The sequence below is a fragment of the Fibrobacter sp. UWB10 genome, assembly GCF_900182935.1.
Taxonomy (GTDB): Bacteria; Fibrobacterota; Fibrobacteria; order Fibrobacterales; family Fibrobacteraceae; genus Fibrobacter; species Fibrobacter succinogenes_O.
Genome location: NZ_FXUE01000004.1, coordinates 119,674 through 140,695, shown reverse-complemented (window position 1 = coordinate 140,695; position 21,022 = coordinate 119,674). Strand labels below are relative to the sequence as shown.

The following is a 21,022-nucleotide window of genomic DNA, read 5'->3' as shown; positions in this document are numbered from 1 at the left end:
ATAAAAGCGACCGTTTTTATTTAACATGGAACAAGGTCTTTTTGCCGTTCTCGCTACGGAGCATGTAGACGCCCTTCCCGAATTTGGCCTTCAACAAAGTCTCCGTTTCCGTCGCATGGCGAATTTTTACCGTTCCGAGGCGTTTGCCGGAGAGGCTATATACCGCATATTCGGCGGTAGCAGCGACAACCGAGCCCATTTTCGGTGCAATGCCAGTCAATTCCGGATCCGTCGGGGCATCGATCTTTTTAAGCACCACATTATCCAAGGTGAGCGAGCCCGTCGCAGCGCCCGCATTAAAGCTCAAGCGGCTGTTGGTATCGGTAGCGGCAGTCATCTGGAAATTGAACTTGAAGTTCTTTACATCTGTACCGATTTCGAAGTTCTGCTTTTCCTTGAGGTAGCTAGCCCACGGATCGGTATGCTGTTCTACGTTCACTTCGAGCGTGCGGGCTGCACTTGCACTGGCATCAAAACTGATTTCGTACCACTGGTCCTTTACAAGGCGCAAGTCGTGCTGGATCAGCTGCACCTGGTAATTCTGTGTGCCGATTGCCGAAATATCGAGCTTGTACTTGCCGTCTTTCGCATCGCCGGTGGCCTGAGCGTCACCATGCGTCTGCAAGTCCCAAGCCACGGCGCTCGAATCAAAGCCTCCGTTAAAGACTTCTTCGCGGTTCGTGGGAACGACAATCGCAGGGGTCGGCGGAGTAATGCTGGAACCGTCCAGCGAGTAGTTCTTCACAAAATTCCAGATTTCCACGCTTGTGTTCACGCTCACGGCTTCGTCCATGGAATACCAGTGGCCCTTGCCATCAATAGTCAGCAAGCGCACTTCGACACCATCGGTGCAGCCGCTCCAGATTTCAAGCGATGCGGCAGAGCCCGGCTTGGTCGACGGATACGGCTTGATCTTCTGCGAATTGCTGGAGCATTTTTGCGCATTGACCCAGCCCTTCAGGGTATTCACGGTGCTGTTATAATTCACCACGTCGTCGGTGGTACCGTGCGTATGCATAATCGGCATGGCGCGCTTGGGCGAATTCACGCCACCGCCACCCGAAACAGGCGCAATAGCCGCAATCTGGTCGCCCATCTTGTTTGCCACATGGTAACTCATCATGCCACCCATCGAAAATCCCGAAACGTACACACGGTTTTTATCAATGCCGTACTTGTTGTACATCTCGTTGATGATGGCCTTGATAAAATTGATGTCTTTATTGCCACCGATGTCCCAGGCCTTATTTTCGCCGTTGGGGAACACCACCACAAAGCGCGCGGTATCGGCAATGGATTCCCACTTCGCCGCATTCTTCTGGTAGGGGGCATCTTGGTTCATGCCGTGCATCTGAATGATGAGCGGGCGATTCTTTTCGATTCCCGACGGAGCATACACGAGCATGCTGCGGGATTTTCCGTCAACTGTGATGTTGTCAGCAACAGCATGACCCGTAAGCAGCGCAACACTTGCGAAGGCAAGCACCACCTTGCCCAAATTTTTCATACCAAACATCCTTCGCTCCTTTTTTATGGGTCCTTACTTCGTTACCGTAAAGCGATGAACCATCCCATTCTTCGCTCTAATCAGGTACACGCCCTTTTCCGAAACCATGGCGCGCACCTTAGACTGAGCCTCGCTTGCACTTGTCGCAAACACGGAGCCCACAAAGTTTCCGTTCAGGCCATACACGCGGTAAACCTGTTCGGCCTGCACATCGTAGCGCACTGCATTTGCGATACCCGTCGGATCAATCGGTTCCGGGTCCGTAGCGTTTGCGCCCTTCACGAATGTGAAGTAGTCAATATCGAGCCAGGCGCCAGTAACCGTAAAGCGGAGCACATGTTCGCCAGCAGGGAGCGTTACATTGGCCTTCACCTTGTTGTAATCGTCGTAATTCTCTTCGCCGGAGCTTGCTGCCGGCACCGCGATTTCTTCGGTAATGTCCTTGCCGTCCAGGGAGAGCTTGAAGCTCGAGGTAGAGCCAGCCGCAGCAACAGCCGCGAACATGGTGTAATCACCTGCTTCCTTTACGTTCACGGTGTATTCGAGCCAGTCGCCTTCGCTGTTGTAGCCCACAATGACGCCGGTCGCCTTCTTGTAAAGGTCAACGCCCGTGCCCTTGCGGTAATCGCTATCGCCGTGGTTTTCGGAATCGGCGTCATAGTAAGAGGTGCCATCTTTACCCTTGCCCGGAACGTCGAAGTTTTCTGCTTCGATCTTGCCCGGGAGCGCAACGGCAGGGCAATTTTCACCAGCAGCGCAGAACGGAGTCTGCGGAACAGGTTCAGAGCCAGCGCCATCGAGATAAATTTCATCGTTCACGTCGGTACCGACCTTGAACCAATCAAAGTCTGCGTAACCACCGGCCTGCTTGGTCGCAAAGTTGAAGAGGCCCCAACGGACGCCCACGAACATGTGGAGGTCGTAATTGAGCTTCACGTCGCTACCGATTTTTGACCAAGTATTGCCATCGGTACTGTAGTAGAAGTAGGCGGTGCCGCGGTCAATCGGCAAGTCAAAATCAATTCGCAGGTAAACCTTGGAACCAGAAATCGCCTTGCTATCCTTCAGGCTTTCACCATTCTTGTTTCCGGTGTACATCACCACCTTGTAGCTACCGCCATCTTTAGCGAGCGCCACAAAGCCCTTGTCGTCCTGCAGGGCAACGAGGCCAGCCATATCGCCATCCTTCATGCCGGTGCCATCGACAAGCGTACGGCCAGAGCACTTGGGGCCAAAAGAGCGCTGGGTCAAGGTGTTCTTCGCATTCACCACGCGGCTATCAGTGCGGCTCGTAGTAATGCGGTAGAAGCCCGGATTTGCAGACAAGCTCCAGTTCTTGTTATCGGGGTTATGGTTGAACTGCCATTCAAGAGCAAGTTCGCCAGATTCAAAGTCATCAGAAGTCACCATGCCGTAGCCCGGCAGCGGAGATTCCGGCAAGTCAATTGTAGAAGGGGCCTTGGAACCGCTCGTGGGCACGGGCCAGCCGTCTTTCCATTCCATCGGCACCAAGTGCGACATACGGCCAACCGGGCCGGAATCGCGGAACAAAAGTGCATACCACTTGCCTTCGGGCGTATCAAAGATGCCACCCTGCGCAACGCCGTTATCGGCCAAGAACACCCTACCGGTATAGCCCGAAAGCAGGCTCTTGGAACGGTAAACCACTTCGGTACGGCAGGAGCCATTCGGCCAGGAAATCGTGAACAGGTAGTATTCGCCGTTCACCTTTTCCATGTGCGAGCCTTCCTGCTGCACAATATAGCCGCTCTTACCGGTTGCCTGGTTCACGCTCACACCGCCAAGCTTGCCGCTCTTGCCGCCCTGCTTGACGCCGCTCGCATCGTCATTCAACTGCACATAGCTGATCTGGTCGCCGCTGCCGTAAAACACCCACACGGTGCCGTCATCATCGAAGAACAGAGAAGGGTCGTGGTAGAACGGAAGCTGCACTTCGGACCACTGGCCGCTTTCCACGTCGGCGGTTTTGTACAAATGAGTTTTACCCGTCGTGTAAGACGGAGTCAGCACGTAGAAAAATCCCTTGTGGTAACGAATGCTCGACGCCCAAGAACCCTTACCATAGGCGTCCTTGCCGCCATTCAGGTTTTGCTGGTCATTGTTGGTGAGCGTCTGGTAAGCATACCCCACCGTGCGCCACTGGGCCAAATCGGTGCTCTTGAAAACGGGCACGCCCGGGGCAAAATGCATGGTCGTCGTGACCATGTAATAGGCGTCGTCAACGCGGACAATCGAGGGGTCCGGGCTATCGACATACATAATCGGATTGTTAACTGTTACAGCGTAAACTGCACAAGAACTAGCGAGGGCAATGCCCAAACTTTTAAACCATCCCATGTTAAGACTCCTTTTGCGGGCGCACCACCGCCCATGCAAATTTCTTTATAGTAAAATTACCCTAAAAACGGGGGAAAATACCCCCTTTTCCCACATAATCCTTTGACAAATTGTCAAAGATAGGCGTCAAAATAGGCTCCAAAACAAAAACCCCTGATTTTGCAATCAGGGGTAATTCAAAAGAGAGAGAGTTTAAGTCCTAACCGTAAAGGAATCCGAGCACGACCGCGACTACCGAGAAGAACGCAATCTGCTTGATAATTGAAATTTCATTACTTTTCATAGGTCACCACCTTTTGCTTAATGCCCATCTTGCCGGCAGAGCGAACCAAATACACTCCCTGGCGGATACCCTTGACACCTTCCTTGACCATGCGGACTGCCGCATCCATGCCTGAGGCATTGAAGCTTGCCACATGCTTGCCCTGCATATCGAACAAGTTGAAGTTGCTTTCAGCTTCGGTCATGTTCAGGCGAATCGCATCAATCCCGCTCGGAGGCTCGTCACTCTGGACTGCCTTGAATTCAATATTGTCGATATCAATCCAGTCGCCTACGATTTCAAGTTTCAGCTCGTGCTCGCCCGCCTTCAGGCTAGCCTTGCCGCCGCTCACCGTCGTAAAGCTGGTAAAGCCCTTGCCTTCGCTCACGATCTTTTCTCCGATGCGGGTATCGTCCATATACAGCTCGAAGCCGCCCGTCGTATTGTCGCTAGCCACAAGCGCAGAAATTTCGTATTCGCCGTCGGCTTCCACCTTCACGGTGTACTTGAGCCATTCACCCGTCTGGCAGTGGCCAACGACCAGGCCCATGTTCGGCTGGTAAATGTCCACATCGTTCTTGCGGAACTTGCCGCCTTCGTTGCCCTTGCTCAAATCGTAGTAGCCCTTGTCGGCACCACCCTTGTTGTATTCTTCGACTTCAATGGTACCCGGAATCTTTGCCGGCGCTTCGCCATACGGACCATATTCCTCAGGCGGTTCGTCCGGAACGGTTGACTGACTCGGGTCAACCAGGTTCACTGCCGGAGCATCCGGGTCAATCGTCTTGTCAATAAGCTTGAGCATTTCGGAACAGTAACGCTTGCCGAGTTCAATCACGCCTTCACGGCCAAAGTGGTAGGGGTCCTTGCCGTTACCCTTCAGCCCCTGAGAAGAAGCCAGACCGAACTTCTTGAACTTGCTCTTCAGCTGCGCAATACCGCCGTTCTTGGAGCTGCAGCAGCTGCCCTGGCCGGAGTTACCCGTGGGGTCGTTCATCATTTCGCCGGCAACAAACGGGACTTCGTTTTCGTCCAGTTCAAGAGCGTTTACAATGTCCTTGTAGGTCTTGTATACATTGTTCTGCCATTCGGTGCCAGATCCATCGGTTTCGCCCTGGTGGAAAATAAAGCCCTTGATGACGCCCACTTCCTTAGCCTTCTTGCCCAGGTCCACAATTCTCTGGTAAGGGTTGGAATCGTAGTCTTTCGCCCAGTTCTGGATATAACTTGCCGCAGAACTGAAATAAGCCTTGTACTGGTCCTTGTCGAAAGCCTTGATGCTCACCGCACCGATAGCCACCGGGATAATACCCACGGTAACGCCCGGCAGGGAATCGACCATGGCGCGGCCGAAGTAGTCCGCCGGGGAAAGATTTTCGAAGGGGTGGAACATCGGCGGGATTGCCGGGTACCATTCGCCCGTCTTGATAGACTGAGTCGTCTTGCCGCTACGCTGGCTCGCATTGGCGTTGTGCGAAGCAAGCATCAAGAAATTCTTGGGATTCGTGGCCTGGTCCACGGAAGGCACGATTTCGCCGTTACCGGCCATGTTCGACTGGCCGTAAGCGATATAAATATGGAAATTGGGGTTCGGCGCCGCACTGGCAAGCGACGCAAGCATCATGAGCCCGCCGACAAGCCACAGGGCCGGGGTTAAAAATTCAGAGACTTTTTTAAGGTCCATACCACACTCCTTTGCAATACCCTAAAATTACCCTCAAAAATTGCCTTTTTTACGTAAAAAAGGCCAAAACTTATGGATAAATAGTCAACAAAAGCAAAACCCCGGAAACATTCCGGGGTTTTCCCAATCCTTTTGTAAACTTTAGCTGACAACTAGGGCAAAATAGGCCTATTTTGCCACCTGAATCATCATCGTGCGGCCGTTCATGGACTTCGCCATGTAGGATCCTCCTCGCTTGACCAGGCTTGCGGCATTCTTGCGGAGTTCCGCCTTGCCCGTTGCGCGGACCACGCCAAGATAGGTACCGTTCATGTCGAAAAGGCGGAAGTTTTCGGCTTCGGTCGGCATGTTCAGACGCACGTCGGCAATCTTTGTGTTGCAATCGGCACAAGGTGCTTCGCAACCATCGCAAGGATTCTGCTCCGTCGAGAAGCTGATGTAGTCGATATCAAAGTATTGCTGCGTCACATCCATGCGCAGGATATGCTTACCGGCCGGGAGAGTCACCTTCTGCTTGACTTCGGTGAAATCATCGTAGCTAGAACCCGTGACCGTAAATTCGCCAATGGACTTGCCATCGATAGAGAGCGTAAAGGAACCCGTACCGTCGGTAGCAACAGAAGCTGCAGCGGTGTAATCGCCTGCTTCGGCAACATTGACAGTCCATTCGAGCCAGTCGCCGGTAGTGTTGTAGCCAGCGGCAATTCCGGTAGCCTTCTTGTAAAGGTCTACGCCGGTATCCTTGCGGTAGTCGGAATCGCCGTGGTTTTCGCTATCGTCGCTGTAAGAATCGTTGGTGGTACCGTCTTCGTTCCGGCCCTTACCCGGAATATCGAAATCTTCGACCTCAATCTTGCCCGGAATCGCAAGAGCTTCTCCCTTGAACGGAGTCTGCGGTTCAGGATCCACCGGAGTCACATTCACAAGCTTGAGCATTTCCTGGGCGTAACGCTGACCCATGCCGCGGTAGCCTTCTACGGTAAAGTGGAGGCCGTCGCCCTTGCTTCCGTAGCCCTTGGAGCTTGCCACGCCAAAGTTGACGATGTACTTGGAAAGATTGTGCACGCGGCTGTTAAAGCCCGCGCAAGAACCGCCGTCCACCATTTCGCCGGCGACAAACGGGGTTTCTTCTGCTTTAAGGCCCAGCTGCGTGAGCATGTATTCGTAAGTCTTCTTGACAATCTGTTCCCAATTGCTCATGCCGCCATCGGTTTCGCCCTGGTGGAAGATAATGCCCTTGATGACGCCTTTTTCTTGAGCCTTCTTGGCCACTTCGATAATACGGCCCATGGCGTTACCATCGTCACCGTAAGCCTTGGCACCGTTCTTCAGCCAGCTTTCGGCAGAATTAAGATAATTCTTGTAGTCATCGGGGTCGAACAGGCGGATACTCGTGCCGCCCTGCGCCACCGGAATAATACCGATTGTCACATCGGGCAGGGAGTCTGCCATATGGCGGCCAAACCAGTCTGCCGGAGAAAGGCCCTGGTTGCACTTGAACATCGGAGGCACTGCCGGGTACATCTCGCCCACTGTCGGGCGACCAAGGTTACTGCAAGACGTCGTTGCGAACATCTTTACGCGAGGATGTTCCTTACCGTCGACATTCTTGTCAAAGTTCGTCGCATTGCCTTCCATGTTGGACTGGCCATACGCAATGTAAATGTGGAAGTTCGGGTCCGGTGCTGCATTTGCAACGGTCGCAAGCATCATCAGCCCACCCGCAAGCCAAAGGGCCGGGGTCAAAAACTCGGAAATCTTCTTGATATCCATTTCACACTCCTTTTGCAACACTCTAAAATTACCCTCAAATCGCCCAAATCATCAAAAAAAGGCTCGTTTTTCTATGGACAAACCGTCAACAAACGAAAAATCCCGGAAACAATCCGGGATTTTTTGCAAAATTTCGCCTAAATTCGAAGCTTATTTAGTCACCTGAATGAGCTTGGTACGACCATTCATAGACTTAGCCAGGTAGGCGCCACCGCGCTTCACAAGGTTAGCCGCATTGGTACGGAGTTCCGGCATGCTCGATGCCTTAACCATACCGAGGTAGCTTCCGTTGATATCGAAAATGCGGTAGTTTTCAGCTTCGGTCGGCAAGCTCAAGCTAGCGCCAGCAATAGTCGTATTGCAGTCATCGCAGGGCTTTTCGAACTTGAGGTAGTCAATGTCAAACCAAGAAGTCGTCACTTCCAGGCGGAGAATGTGTTCGCCGGCAGGGAGCGTCACCTTGGCCGTGACATCCTTAAATTCATCCCAGCTGGAACCGGAAACCGGAACCTCGGCCAGGGACTTGCCATCGATCGAAAGCGTAAAGCCCGGATCCGAATTGGCAGTCGCAACAGAAGCGGTCATCGTGTATTCGCCGGCTTCCTTCACGTTCACAGTATATTCGAGCCATTCGCCAGCCTGGTTATGGCCCACTACGACAGCGCCAGAGGACTTCTTGTAAATATCGACGCCCGTATCTTCACGAACCTTGGAGCATTCGGCCGTCTTGTCTTCGTCGGTGCAAGCATGGTTTTCGGAATCGGAGTCGTAATAGGTCTTGTTTTCCTTGCCGGTACCCGGAACGTCAAAGTTTTCGGCTTCAATCTTGCCCGGGAGTTCCACAGCCTTGCCGCCAAACGGTTCGCGCGGCACAGGTTCCGCCGGAGTACCAACACCCACGAGCGTCACAATGCAGTCCTTATTGCTCGTGTTACCCGGATCCATGGTAATGGTCACAGAACCGTTCTTGGCTTCGACTTCGCCTTCATACTTCGCATTCTTAGCTTCACTCGTGGTATACACGTGGAAGGATTCCACATCGGCACCCTTCACGTTCACCGTCACACTCTTGGTATTCTTGTAATCGCGGTTCACAAGCACCACAATCACAGAGTCGCCTTCGGAGCTCTTGTAAGCGCTAGCGAACAAGTTGGCTTCGGGCTTTTGAGTAGCACCCACGCGGATTGCACCCGGACGGATGAATCGAGCGTACTGGCTCATAATGTAACCGCGCTTAGAAACCTTACCGATTTCGTTCTGCGGAATGCTGAGCTTGTTGCCAAAGTCCTTTTCCATAATCAGGCCATAGCAACGACGGATGTACCACCAAGTGTACTGATTGAAGTTACCGATGGCAAGTCCGCGGAACATTTCGTAAGCCACGTCCATAGCGCGCACGGTATCCAACTTGTTTTGGTTCGCCTGGTCACCGGTACGCATCACGGTACGCCAGTAGTTACCACTGCCCTGGCTTTCGGTGTAGTGTTCCGTCATCCAGCGTTCCACATTCTTCTGGTCAGCAAGGCTATACTGGAAGAAATTATCGCCGGTAGAAGCTTCAGAGGCGTAGAAGTGCGCACCGAGAATATCCCAGTTCTTGAGGGCGTTAGCATCGTTCAGCACCTTGTTGTAAAGGTTCTTGTCGTAGCGGAAAGATTCCGTCGAAATCACCTTGGCGCCGTTCTTGCGCATCTTATCGGCATAGCCCTTGGTGAAGTTGTAGATTTCGTCAGCGCTCCAGCAAGCCCATTCACCGCACCAGTCCGGTTCGTTACTGATGGAGATGGCGTACAGGGGAACGCCCTGGTTCTTCATGTAATCGTTGAAGTTGTTCAGGTGGTCCACGTACTTCTGGTAGTTCGAAGAAGACATGTGCTGGTTTGCACCCGCATACGGAGAAGTCCACGGCGTTGCATACAAGATAAAATCGTCGCCGGCGTACTTTTTGGCATACTTTGCGGCCTGAACTTCCTTGTTGAAGTCACTGGAATTTGCATACACCGGAATACGCAGCGTATTCAGGCCAATCTGGCCATCGCCCGTACCGAATGCAAGCTTAGCATCGGCTTCGGAAAGTCCGCCACCGCCTTGCCACTGGTTATGCACCATGCCACCGAAACCACGGATAACCTGATGCTCTTCAGTCACGTCAACATTGACGGTTGCCGCCGTTGCCGCGCTCCATAGGCCCGCCACTCCAAAGGCGAGACCCACACTCTTTGCAATTTTTTGGATTGTCATCTTATACTCCTTTTTAACACAACTCCCGATATTAAAATACATTCTCGTAATTTCAAAATCAAGCGTTTTTTTCCGGAAGGAAGGGCACCCCCATTCGGGGGTGTCCTCCTGGTTGGATGTGTTTATGGGAAACTTATTTGGTAGTGCGCACCTTGGCAATTGCACCGTTTGCGCGGTTGCGAATCAGGCTAATTCCCTGAGCCTTTTCGCTACCCTGAATGGAACCACTCTGCCAGAGCTTGGAAGCTTCGGCCATGTTGCGGGCCGTAAAGCTTGCCACCTTCTTGCCGCTCAAGTCAAACACGTCGAAGTGAGCAACCTTGGCCACATTCAGTTTCATATCGCCAGCCAGGCCAGTTGTACCTTCCGGAGCGTCCTTGCCTGCAACGAAGTTGATGTAGTCAATATCGAACCAGTCGCCTGTCACCGTCATGCGCAGAATATGTTCGCCAGCCTTCAGAGACACATTGGCTTTCACATTGGCAAAGTCATCCCAGCTGGAACCAGAGACTGCGACGTCGGCAATCTTGTTGTCATCGATAGACAGCGAGAATCCAGCGGTAGAATTGTCCGTTGCGACAGAAGCGTACATGGTGTAATCGCCATCTTCCTTCACGTTCACGGTGTATTCGAGCCATTCGCCAGACTGGTTGTAGCCCACCACGTAGCCGGTCGCCTTCTTATAAATATCGACACCGGTACCTTCGCGGTAGCTCGTGCCACCATTTTCAATGCCATGGTCGTCGGAATCGTTTTCGCTGTAAGACTTGATTTCGCTGCCGCGGCCGACACCCGGTTCATCGAAGTTTTCGACTTCGATTTTGCCCGGAATTTCCCAAGCCTTGCCGCCGAACGGAGACTGCGGTGTGGGAGGAGTCGAGCCACTGCCTTCGAAGCCCCAGGCCTTAACAGCCATGGTAGAATCCTGAGCGCCCTTGAACACCAAGAACAGCTGCTTTACAATGCCCTTCAAGCCTTCCACTTCGCAAGTGGTTTCGGCATAAGTATTCTTGTTGCCGGTATTCTTGAGGTTACAAGTACCTGCGAGCGTACCCGTTGCAGAACCCGTGCGGATTTCAATCTTGTTGCCGTCGCCAGCGCTTGCGGCTTCAACCTTGAAGGCCGTCGCTGCAGTACCGAAATCAACACCCGAAACGCGCAGCCAAGATTCCTTGGTCGAAAGCGGAAGCAATACATGTTCTGCGGCCCTACCCTGCACAAAGTTAGAGCGGCTGCGAATGCCCTTCTGCTTGGAACTCGTGAGAGCCGGATACCAATCGTACGGATCGAAGTTTTCAATCTGTTCCGGACCTTCGTTGGTGCAAACCACCTGCTTAATTGTACCGTCGGCGTTGTAGAACATTTCGTCTACGGAAACGCTACGGTGATAGCCTTCGTTCGGTTTCGGCTGACCGTCATCGGCCGGAATAATTTCCAGGCCGTTGTGGCCCTTGGCAATACGGCGGTCATGATAGACAACATAAGAGTGGCCCTTGAATTCGGCGATACCATGGTGGTTGTTGTTGCCGTTGATGCTGCGGCCGTTCATGCTCGGGTCGCCGAGAATGGTGCCCTTCCAAGTGTACGGGCCCATTACGTTGTTAGAAGTACCGTAGTCAATGGTAGGTGCACCCTGCTGCCAACCGGTACTGTACGAGAAATAGTAAGTGCCCTTGTGCTTATGGATGTAAGACGCTTCGAGCATCTTGCGGGTCGGCAAGTTGTTCACCTTCACGTGGCTGCCGTTACCCACCGGAGCATTCTTCGCATCGTTCAGCTTGACGATATCGAAGTTGTCGGTGTTCGGACGGCTGTTGCTTTCGCCGCCGCCCCACGTCACGTAGGTCGTGCCGTCATCATCGATAAAGATACCCGGGTCAAAGCACCACGAAACGCCATCGCAGCCGATGATGCCGCGACCGCCGACAAGCTTGTCCTTGCCATTACCCACGGCGTTTGTCCAGGGGCCTTCAATTGCAGGAGCCTTGATGTAGCCAATGCCGCCGCCACCGCCATCGGGGAACACGATATAGAACGTGCCGTTGTGTACGGCAATGCCAGAAGCCCAAATGTCGTTAATGCCGCTTACCTTACGGGCATCGTAAATAATGCCAAAGTCGGTCCAGTTCTGCATATCCCTACTGCGGAATGCATAAAGGGCGTAAATCTTGTAACCGTTAGAATTGTACGGAGCCGGGTCATCGGAGTCCGTGATGATATAGAAGTACTCATCGTCAGCGGCAGCACCCGGGTCTGCCAGGTAATGGTAAGTAGAAATCGGGTTGTCGGCAAGGCCGAAAGCCGCCAAACCCATGACCAAACACGCGGCCTTCTTCAGGCCTTTCACATTCCAAACATCCATAAAGGACTCCTCTGAAGGTAAAACACCACACCTTCCATCTTTAAAATTATCTTCAAAAGCACCAAAAAAAGTGCCCCGGAGGACACTTTTCTTTGACTTTTTGTCAATGGTTTTATTTATAAAACTTTACTTCGTGGTGCGAATTTTGGTCACCATGCCGCTGGTGCGGTTACGAATCAAGTTCACGCCGCGGGCCTTTTCAGAACCCTTCACGGAACCGTCGCGCCACATCTTGGAAGCTTCGATCATGTTGCGGGCCTTAAAGCTTGCAATCTTCTTGCCGCTCAAATCGAACACGTCGTAAGTCGAAACAGAGGCAACATTCAGCTTGGCATTCTGATGAATTCCCGTGGTCGTCTCGCCAATCGAGAACCAGTCCACGTTCACGTTGTCACCGGTAACCACCAGGCGGACAATGTGTTCGCCCTTGGTCAGGGTAGCAGAACCAGCATCGAATTCTTCGTAAACGCTCCAGTCTTCACCCGTCTGCGGGACCTTCACGGTATCGCCCACAGCCTTGCCATCAACAAGCAGGCAGAAGCTTGCGCCGTTTTCCATGCCTGTAGAAGCCGAAGCCTTGATAGCGTAGCTGCCATCTTCAGGAACCACAATCGAGTATTCCAACCATTCGCCAGCAGCGGTGTAACCAATAGCCTTGCCGGTACCACCCAGCACGATATCGACACCCAAGTCGGAACGGAAATCGGCATCGCCCTGATTTTCGGAATCGTTGTCGCTGTAAGAATCGACATCGCCACCGCGGCCCGTACCCGGAACGTCATAGTTTTCTGCTTCGATCTTGGCCGGAATCGTCACAGCCTTGTCGCCATAAGGAGTCTGCGGAGTCGGCGGAGTGGTTCCGCTGCCTTCGAAGCCCCAAGCCTTAATGGCCATGGTCGAATCCTGAGAACCCTTGAACACCAGGAATACATTTTCCACGATGCCCTTGAGGCCAGTAACTTCGCAAGAATTTTCGGCGAAGGTCGACTTGTTGCCGGTATTCTTCAAGGTACAAGTGCCAGCGAGCGTACCCGTCGCAGAACCCGTGTGGATTTCAATCTTGTTGCCGTCGGCTGCACTTGCCGCCTGCACCACGAAACCGGTGGCCGCAGTACCAAAGTCAACGCCACTCACGCGGATCCAGGATTCCTTGGAAGAAAGCGGGAGCAACAGGTGCTCAGCGACCTTGCCCGGGCTCCAGTTGGAACGGCTACGGATGCCCTTCTGCTTGGAACTCGTGAGAGCCGGGTACCAGTCGTACGGATCGAAGTTTTCAATCTGCTTCGGGCCTTCCTTCGTGAAGGTCAGTTCCTTCATGGTGCCGTCGCTGTTGTAGTAGAACTCGTCAACGCTCACACTGCGGTGGAATGCCGGCACCGGATTCGCCTTACCGTCATCGGCAGGAATCTTTTCCAAGCCGTCGTAACCGTTCGCAATGCGGCGGTCATGATAAGCGACATACCAGTGGCCCTTGAATTCGGCAATGCCATGGTGGTTGTTGTTGTTCGCATTGATGTTCTGGCCGCCAATGTTCGGGTTACCCATGAAGATTCCCTTGTATTCGTAGGGACCCATGGGGTTGTTGGACATGCCGTACGCAATACGCAAATCGGCAGTACTGTAAGAGAGGTAATACTTGCCCTTATACTTGTGGATGTACGAGGCTTCCATCGCCTTCGGACCACCAATCTTCAGGTGAGTCTTGGTGCTTACATCGAAGCCCTTCATATCCTTGTTCAACTTGTAAATGTTGAAGATATCGTTATTGTTGTTGTTCGCCGGGCGGCTATCGCTGCTACCGCCACCAAAGGTGAAGTAGCCTGTACCGTCGTCATCGAAGAAGATTGCCGGGTCAAAACACCAGCCGATGCCGTCGCAATCCGAGATGCCGCCACCCCAGTTGTTGATGAGTTTCTTGTTGCCAGAGACCGGGTTCGTCCAGGGGCCGGCAATGCTGTCGGCACCGATAAGGCCGATACCGCCGCCACCACCATCGGGGAACACGATGTAAAGTCTATGGTCGTTGGGGTTCACCGCAATGCCGGATGCCCAGATATCGCCGATACCGTCCACCTTACGCGCGTCGTAAATGATACCGAAGTCGGTCCAGTTCTTCATATCCTTGGTACGGAAACCGTAAAGGGCCTTGATATTATAGCCATTGGCATTAGATGCAGCAGGGTCATCCGAATCGGTAATGACGTAGAAATAAGTATCATCGGCGGCAGCACCTGGGTCAGCCAAGTAGTGATAACTAGAAATCGGGTTGTCGGCCAAGCCAAATGCGGCAAGACCCGCAACCATACAAGCGGTCTTTTTCAGACCAGCAAAATTCCAAACATTCCTAAGATCCATATGGACTCCTTCGAAGGCATAAACACAACCAAACCTTCTTAACTCAAAAATTATTTTCAGGAACGCAAAAAAAAGTGCCCCGGAGGGCACTTTTCATTGACATTTTATCCATTGGATTAAAGACTATTCAAGGTTCTTGACACCGTAAATCGTGATGTCGTCGACCCACATTTCGTAAGGGGTCCCTTCCGTAACACCACCACCGAAGAAGTTCAAGTTCGTCACGTGTTTCTTGACTTCATCCCAACCGATGTTGCCACCGATATTGTGTTCGTCGGGTTCGATCAAGTCTTTCGGAGTCACCACGAAACGCTGCCAGGCGGTATCAAGTTCCAAGTGCACCCAAGCCTTACCGTTTTCGTAGCCAGTGCTATCGAGAGCGATAGAATCGAGAAGCACATCGAACGAGACGCTGATCCACTGAGCCGAATCGCTGAGTCCGGAACGAGCCCAGAATTCAACGGAATCAAGCTTACTCATGTCAACCATTCCGTTCAAGGCACGTCCCATCAAGGCCCAGTTGGCGTTGGAATCATTCTGGTACACGAAATGAGCAGACATGCCTTTACGGCCAGCCACGTTCTTTTCGGCATCCAGTTCTGCCTCGGCATACTTAGACCTAGAAATATACCAGCCATAGGTGCTGTCCTCAAAGTCAGCAAATTTGTAAACCGGGTAGACATCCTTTTCGATAACCGTATCGTTTGCAGGCACAATCTTCTGGCCGATCACGATATCTTCGGTAGTCTTCTTAGATTCAATCTTTGCATTGCGGTTACCCACCGTCATCAAGTTACTGATGGTCGAAGGTTCGCCGTTCATATCGAGAGTCTTGTAGGTACGGTATACGAAACCGACCAAGTTGATCATGCCCTTCGGGAGCTTCGAGAACTTGAACTTACCGGCAGTGTCAGTTTCAACAAAGTAATCAAGTCCCTTCACAGCCACCGTCACGGTCGATTCGCTTTCAGGCAAGTTCACCTGACCCGAAACAGCGCCCGTCGGTTCAACCTTAAGCACGACAGAATCACGGGATGCATCAGTCATCACCACACGCACAAATGCCTTCGCGGTATCCTGACGAGCTTCAATATTATAGGCACCAGGTTTGAGTCTCGGGAGGTTCAACCGGCCCTTCTCGTCGGTTTCCAAATTCAAGATACCAAGAGAAGAATCGGATTCAACTACCGGAGATTCACCCTTTGCACTCTTTTCAAGCTTCAAATTATTAGCGCCAGCCAAAAAGTCCGCAGGACGCACCAAGACCTTGGTACGAGCAGCAGGCGAGCCATCGCTTAGCTGCACAACAAGAGCAACCGAGTTCTCCGTCTCAAGCGTAGTACTCGCGTTGTTTGGCTCACCATTGGTACATGCTGCAACCAGCATGCCCATCACGGCCGATCCTATATGCCACACCCATTTCTTCATTTGGACTCCCTTTTGTCGCCCTCCACAGAATCAACGGTACGGACACCGCCCTTACGTGCAATCGGATAAAAGGCCATCGAAAGCTGCATTACCCGGTCGGGATTCTTGGCACTGTCCACCCTCTTTTGGACCAGACGCCTAAATTCCCTAAGCATATCACCTAAGTCGTCGAAGCAAGACTGATCCACAGACAATGTAAGAGTAGAAATATTTCTTTCATCGACGGGAATGTTGTCAAGTGCATTGCTAGCCAAAGCGAGCACTTCTTTCTGGAAATGACGTACTGCGAGCTTCTTTTCGGGGCCGCCAGCCGTCAAATGGGTATCCGTAATAGCAAGTTTACCCGAAGCCATCTTCTTGACCAGGCCGACTTCGAGCAATGTATCGATCGCTTCTTGTGCTTGAGCCTCGGTAATCGGGGGGCACAAGTCGCGTGAAATCTGTTTTACGTTAACAACGCCACCGTTCAGTTCAAGGTAAGCGCGAACAGCCGGAATCCACCAGTTTTCGAGCAGTTTGAGTTCGGCTGCCTGCAGACTATGGCGTTCCACGTCCCTAAGACCGAGGGCTTTTGCCATCAGTTCTTCACGCTTGGCTTTATCCTTGGTTACTGCTGCGGAGAACAGCAAGTCAAAGTATTCGGCCTCACGGCCGGACAAATCCAGGATTTCCTTCGCGGCAGGAAGCGCATGAGCCGGCAGATGTTGCTTTTTCTGCAACACACGGTATAGATAGCTGGAATCCAAGCCCAGCTTATCGCCCATCATGCGGTACGAGTAGAAAGGCATTTCAGCTTTTCTACGATCGTAGTACTCCTTCAAGAAGTCGCGGTAATCCGATATGTCAGAAAACGTAACCATAATTTTCACCTGTATATTTACAATAATAAAATAGACTTTGCAGGTAAAAAAACATATACTCGTACTAAAATTGCTGTGGACGTTTTGTCCAAGAGCGCTGTGACAGTCATCACTTTATATATAGTCTGGTCCAAATCCTCCCGAAAATTGACATTTACGCGACCCCCCCACACAATTTGCAATTCATTCTCATTTTTACTATATTTTGCAATTGATTCGCAAATTCAGTCTTTTCATAAAAGAAAAAGGATTAAAAGGAGAACTATAAAAAAGAACAGTTCGACTCACTCGCCGATAATCCCGAAGTTCGGGAAAACTGGGATTCCCGCTACGGCGACCGCGAAAACCAAGTCGTCTTTATCGGCAAGGGCTACAACAAGGATTCTATCCGAATGGAACTCGAAAAATGCCTTGACTAGCCGAAAACTCTTTTTCTATATTTATGCATAAAACTAAATAAGTGCATAAATAGCGAAAAAACGGTGGTTCGTGCCATGGATAAGAAAATGACTCTACGCGAAGCTTTTGAAAGCAAGATGATGCTGCTCGATGGCGGCATGGGTTCTGTCATTCAGACTTACGGCATCAAGGGCGCGAACAACGACATGCTCTCCATCGAAAAGCCGGATATCATTCTCGATATCCAGCGCCGTTACGTGGATGCGGGCGTGGACTGTCTGACGACGAATACGTTCTCGAGCCAGCGCGTAAGCCAGCACGAATACCACCAGGAACACCGCATTGCCGAAATGAACCGCACCGCGGTGAAGATTGCGAAGCAGGCGGCGGCAGAGGCCATGGAAAAGTACGGCCGTCAGGTGTACATCCTGGGCGACGTGGGCCCCACCAGCAAGATGCTCTCCATGAGCGAAGACGTGAACGACCCCGCGAGCCGTAGCATTACTTTTGACGAACTGGAAGACGCGTACCTGGAACAGATCCAGGTGTTGATTGAAGAAGGCGTCGATGCGATTCTGATTGAAACGATTTTTGATACGCTGAATGCAAAGGCCGCCGCCAGCGCATTCACCAAGGTAATGGAAGCTCGCGCCGCTAAAGCCGGCGATAAGGCTGCCGACCTCAAGCCTGTGGAAGTCATGTTCTCCATGACGGTGAGCGACGCCTCGGGCCGTACGCTTTCGGGCCAGACGGTGGAAGCGTTCGCCGTGAGCGTGATGCACATGCATCCGCTTTCGATTGGCCTGAACTGCGGTCTCGGTGCCGACGGCATGGTGCCGTACCTGCGCCGTATGGGAAAGGTCGCGCCCTGCTACATTTCTTGTCACCCGAATGCGGGTCTTCCGAACCAGTTCGGCGGTTACGATGACACGCCCGAAGACATGGTGCGGCTTATGGGCGTTTACCTGGACGACAAGCTGGTGAACATGATTGGCGGTTGCTGCGGTACCACGCCGGAACACATCGCCGCCATGCGTAAGATGCTCGACGCCCTACCGGCCGATTACGAACGCCGCAAGCCCGCACCCAAGTATGCTACGAGCCCGCTGCTCCGCCTCGCCGGTTTGGAACCACTGTTCAAGGAACAGGTGCGCCCGAGCAACGGCGCCGACAGCTGCAACGCCGAAGATTTTGTGAAGGTGGGCGAACGCTGCAACGTGGCAGGCTCCAAGAAATTCCTCCGCCTCATCAACGAAAAGAATTACGAAGAAGCCCTCGACATCGCACGCAAACAAGTCGAAGATGGCGCCGACGTAATCGACGTGAACATGGACGACGGCCTGTTGGATGCAACCGCCGAAATGCAGACCTTCTTGAACCTGCTCGCATCGGACCCGGCTATCAGCCGCGTGCCCATCATGGTGGACTCTTCCCGTTTCGAAGTCATCGAAGCGGGCCTCAAGTGCGCCCAGGGCAAGTGCATTGTGAACTCCATCTCCTTGAAGATGGGCGAAAAGGCTTTCATTGAGCATGCGCTCACTATCAAGCGCCTCGGTGGCGCCGTCATCGTGATGCTCTTTGACGAAGAAGGTCAGGCCACCAACTACGAGCGCCGTGTGGAGATTGCCGCCCGCGCTTACGACATCATGGTCAAAAAGCTCGGCTTCGACCCCTCCGACATTATTTACGACCCGAACGTTTTGACGGTCGCTACGGGCATGGCAGAACACAATGCCTACGCCATTGACTTTATCCGCGCGGTCCGCTGGATTATGGACAACCTGCCCGGCGTGCGCATTTCGGGCGGTCTTTCAAACCTTTCCTTCGCCTTCCGCGGCAACAACTACCTGCGCGAAGCGATGCACACCACGTTCCTGCATTACGCGATTCCGAACGGCATGGGCATGGCTATCATGAACCCGAGCGCGATTATCGAATACAAGACGATTCCGCTGGAACTCCGCATGGCGATTACCGAAGTCATCTACAACACGGAACCGGATGCCAGCGAAGCGCTCATCGAAATTGCAAGCCGCATGACCGCGGCCGCCGCTGCCGCCAAGGAAGCAGGCACCAAGTACGACCCGAAGGCCATTTTCGCCATGAGCACAGGCGCAAGCAGCTCTTCTGACGACAGCGCAAACGCCGCCGCAGACGCCAAGCCCACGACGCCCGAAGAACGATTGCAAGAAGCCCTCCTCAAAGGAACTTCCACATCACTTCAGCCCGACTTGATGGAACTCATCAACCGCGGCGACAGCCCGGTGGGAATTATTTCTGGCCCGCTCATGGACGGCATGAACGAAGTCGGTCGCCGCTTCGGTGAAGGCAAGATGTTCTTGCCGCAGGTGGTGAAAACCGCTCGCACCATGAAGAAGGCCGTAGAAATTTTGCAGCCCTATATTGAAGCGGGCAAAGACGCCAACGCATCGAGCCGCGGCAAGATCGTGATCGCCACCGTGAAGGGCGACGTGCACGATATCGGCAAGAACATCGTCTCCGTGATTATGGCCTGTAACGGCTATGAAATGGTGGACCTCGGCGTGATGGTTCCCGAAGATGTCATCGTGAAGGCGGTCATCGAAAACAAGGCCGACATCTTGAGCCTCTCTGGACTGATTACGCCATCGCTCGAAGAAATGTGCACGGTGGCAAAGGCTATGCAAGATGCTGGTCAGCGCATTCCGATTATCGTCGGCGGCGCAACGACTTCGCCCACGCACACGGCCGTAAAGATTGCCCCGTGCTACGACGGCCCCGTATTCCATGTGCGCGATGCCGCCAGCAACCCAGGCCTTGTGCAAAAGCTTTTGGATCCAGCGACTAGCGAACAAACCATTCAGGAAAACCGGGAAGAACAGCAGAGAATCCGCGACAAGCAAAACGGCATCCAGACCGAAGCCGCAAGCGCCATGGCCGCAGCCGAAAAGACTCCCGAAGAACGCCGCTATCAATGCGACTGGAGCAAGTACCAGCCTGTGGAACCGCCGTTCATGGGCGAAAGCAAGCTCCCGCCGATTCCGCTCGAAAAAGTCATTCCGCTTATCAGCTGGGAATACTTCTTCTTCACTTGGAAAATCAAGCCCGAAGAGGAAGAAGCAAAGAAGCTCAAGGCCGATGCCGAAGCGCTCATCAAGTCGCTTACAAAGCCCGAGTATGCACTGCGTGCCGTGCAGGCGTTCTACCCTGCAGCCGGTACGGCAAGTTCAGTCATCTTCAACACGGGCCGTACCGGCACCGACTCCGACCTTGTCGAAGTCGCCACGGCACGCCAGCAGAATCCTGAAGGCACTTGCCTCGCCCTCTGCGACTACGTTGCGCCCGCTAATGCGAACACCGCAAGCGTCTTCGCCGCTCCCGCTGGTAAAGATGTATTCCGCGACATCGTGGGCGCCTTCGCCGTCACCGTAAGCGACGCCTTCGTGAAGCGCCTCGAAAAGCTGAAAGCCGAACAGGGCGGCAGCGACTACGACGTTCTCTTGATGCAGACTGTCGCCGACCGCCTGGCCGAAGCCGGCGCCGAATACTTGAGCAAGGAACTCGAACGCACCAACAGCTGGAAGGGCATCCGCCCGGCCGTCGGCTACCCCGTGCTCCCGAACATCAAGGAAATCTTCAATGTCGCGCGTCTCATCGACTTCGGCAGCGTAGGCATCAGCCTCACCGAAAACGGCGCCATGTACCCGCAAGCCTCCGTGAGCGGCCTTTACATCAGCCACCCCGAAATCGACTACTTCCACGTGAAGGTGTAAACCAAAGTCCGCGCCCTTTTTGTCCCAATCCGCATCGTATT

Annotated in this window: 10 protein-coding genes and 1 pseudogene; 2 read left to right on the top strand and 9 right to left on the bottom strand. The window is 53.0% G+C overall.

Annotation, left to right across the window (positions count from 1 at the left end; all coding sequences use genetic code 11):
- Nucleotides 1–16: 16 nt before the first annotated feature.
- The 9 genes from QOL41_RS10890 to QOL41_RS10850 form a co-directional block, all read right to left on the bottom strand.
- A complete protein-coding gene (locus QOL41_RS10890; RefSeq protein ID WP_088628536.1) occupies nucleotides 17–1,516 on the bottom strand; it encodes a carbohydrate binding domain-containing protein in 1,500 nt (499 codons plus the stop codon).
- 24 nt (nucleotides 1,517–1,540) lie between these two features.
- Nucleotides 1,541–3,865, bottom strand: a complete 2,325-nt coding sequence (locus tag QOL41_RS10885) for a beta-xylosidase family glycoside hydrolase (RefSeq protein WP_283429774.1) — start codon at nucleotides 3,863–3,865, stop codon at nucleotides 1,541–1,543.
- Nucleotides 3,866–4,137: 272 nt separating this feature from the next.
- Entirely contained in the window at nucleotides 4,138–5,811 is a 1,674-nt protein-coding gene (locus QOL41_RS10880; RefSeq protein WP_283429773.1) for a sialate O-acetylesterase, read from the bottom strand.
- 168 nt (nucleotides 5,812–5,979) lie between these two features.
- Nucleotides 5,980–7,584, bottom strand: coding sequence for a sialate O-acetylesterase (locus QOL41_RS10875; RefSeq protein ID WP_283429772.1), 1,605 nt, complete (start codon nucleotides 7,582–7,584; stop codon nucleotides 5,980–5,982).
- A 150-nt stretch (nucleotides 7,585–7,734) separates the two neighbouring features.
- Nucleotides 7,735–9,825, bottom strand: coding sequence for a carbohydrate-binding protein (locus QOL41_RS10870; RefSeq protein ID WP_283429771.1), 2,091 nt, complete (start codon nucleotides 9,823–9,825; stop codon nucleotides 7,735–7,737).
- Between the two features lie 133 nt (nucleotides 9,826–9,958).
- Entirely contained in the window at nucleotides 9,959–12,187 is a 2,229-nt protein-coding gene (locus QOL41_RS10865; protein WP_283429770.1) for a carbohydrate-binding protein, read from the bottom strand.
- Nucleotides 12,188–12,313: 126 nt separating this feature from the next.
- Nucleotides 12,314–14,542, bottom strand: a complete 2,229-nt coding sequence (locus QOL41_RS10860; protein WP_283429769.1) for a carbohydrate-binding protein — start codon at nucleotides 14,540–14,542, stop codon at nucleotides 12,314–12,316.
- Nucleotides 14,543–14,665: 123 nt separating this feature from the next.
- Nucleotides 14,666–15,970 (bottom strand): hypothetical protein, encoded by a 1,305-nt coding sequence (locus QOL41_RS10855; protein WP_283429768.1) that lies wholly within the window; start codon nucleotides 15,968–15,970, stop codon nucleotides 14,666–14,668.
- Nucleotides 15,967–16,830, bottom strand: coding sequence for a DUF4423 domain-containing protein (locus tag QOL41_RS10850; RefSeq protein ID WP_173653618.1), 864 nt, complete (start codon nucleotides 16,828–16,830; stop codon nucleotides 15,967–15,969). Before QOL41_RS10850 ends, QOL41_RS10855 begins: the two co-directional genes overlap by 4 nt.
- Before the next feature lie 317 nt (nucleotides 16,831–17,147).
- On the opposite strand from QOL41_RS10850, the pseudogene QOL41_RS10845 reads away from it, so the two are divergent.
- A pseudogene (locus tag QOL41_RS10845) lies at nucleotides 17,148–17,249 on the top strand (CobW C-terminal domain-containing protein); the annotation flags it as partial.
- 75 nt (nucleotides 17,250–17,324) lie between these two features.
- Nucleotides 17,325–20,981, top strand: a complete 3,657-nt coding sequence (metH, locus tag QOL41_RS10840) for a methionine synthase (RefSeq protein ID WP_283429767.1) — start codon at nucleotides 17,325–17,327, stop codon at nucleotides 20,979–20,981.
- Nucleotides 20,982–21,022 lie beyond the last annotated feature (41 nt).

Bases quoted from the DNA above. Each gene is read 5' to 3' on its own strand.
- QOL41_RS10855 (WP_283429768.1), bottom strand. From the start codon at position 15,970: ATGAAGAAATGGGTGTGGCATATAGGATCGGCCGTGATGGGCATGCTG.
- QOL41_RS10885 (WP_283429774.1), bottom strand. From the start codon at position 3,865: ATGGGATGGTTTAAAAGTTTGGGCATTGCCCTCGCTAGTTCTTGTGCA.
- QOL41_RS10880 (WP_283429773.1), bottom strand. From the start codon at position 5,811: ATGGACCTTAAAAAAGTCTCTGAATTTTTAACCCCGGCCCTGTGGCTT.
- metH (WP_283429767.1), top strand. From the start codon at position 17,325: ATGGATAAGAAAATGACTCTACGCGAAGCTTTTGAAAGCAAGATGATG.
- QOL41_RS10890 (WP_088628536.1), bottom strand. From the start codon at position 1,516: ATGTTTGGTATGAAAAATTTGGGCAAGGTGGTGCTTGCCTTCGCAAGT.
- QOL41_RS10860 (WP_283429769.1), bottom strand. From the start codon at position 14,542: ATGGATCTTAGGAATGTTTGGAATTTTGCTGGTCTGAAAAAGACCGCT.
- QOL41_RS10870 (WP_283429771.1), bottom strand. From the start codon at position 9,825: ATGACAATCCAAAAAATTGCAAAGAGTGTGGGTCTCGCCTTTGGAGTG.
- QOL41_RS10850 (WP_173653618.1), bottom strand. From the start codon at position 16,830: ATGGTTACGTTTTCTGACATATCGGATTACCGCGACTTCTTGAAGGAG.
- QOL41_RS10875 (WP_283429772.1), bottom strand. From the start codon at position 7,584: ATGGATATCAAGAAGATTTCCGAGTTTTTGACCCCGGCCCTTTGGCTT.
- QOL41_RS10865 (WP_283429770.1), bottom strand. From the start codon at position 12,187: ATGGATGTTTGGAATGTGAAAGGCCTGAAGAAGGCCGCGTGTTTGGTC.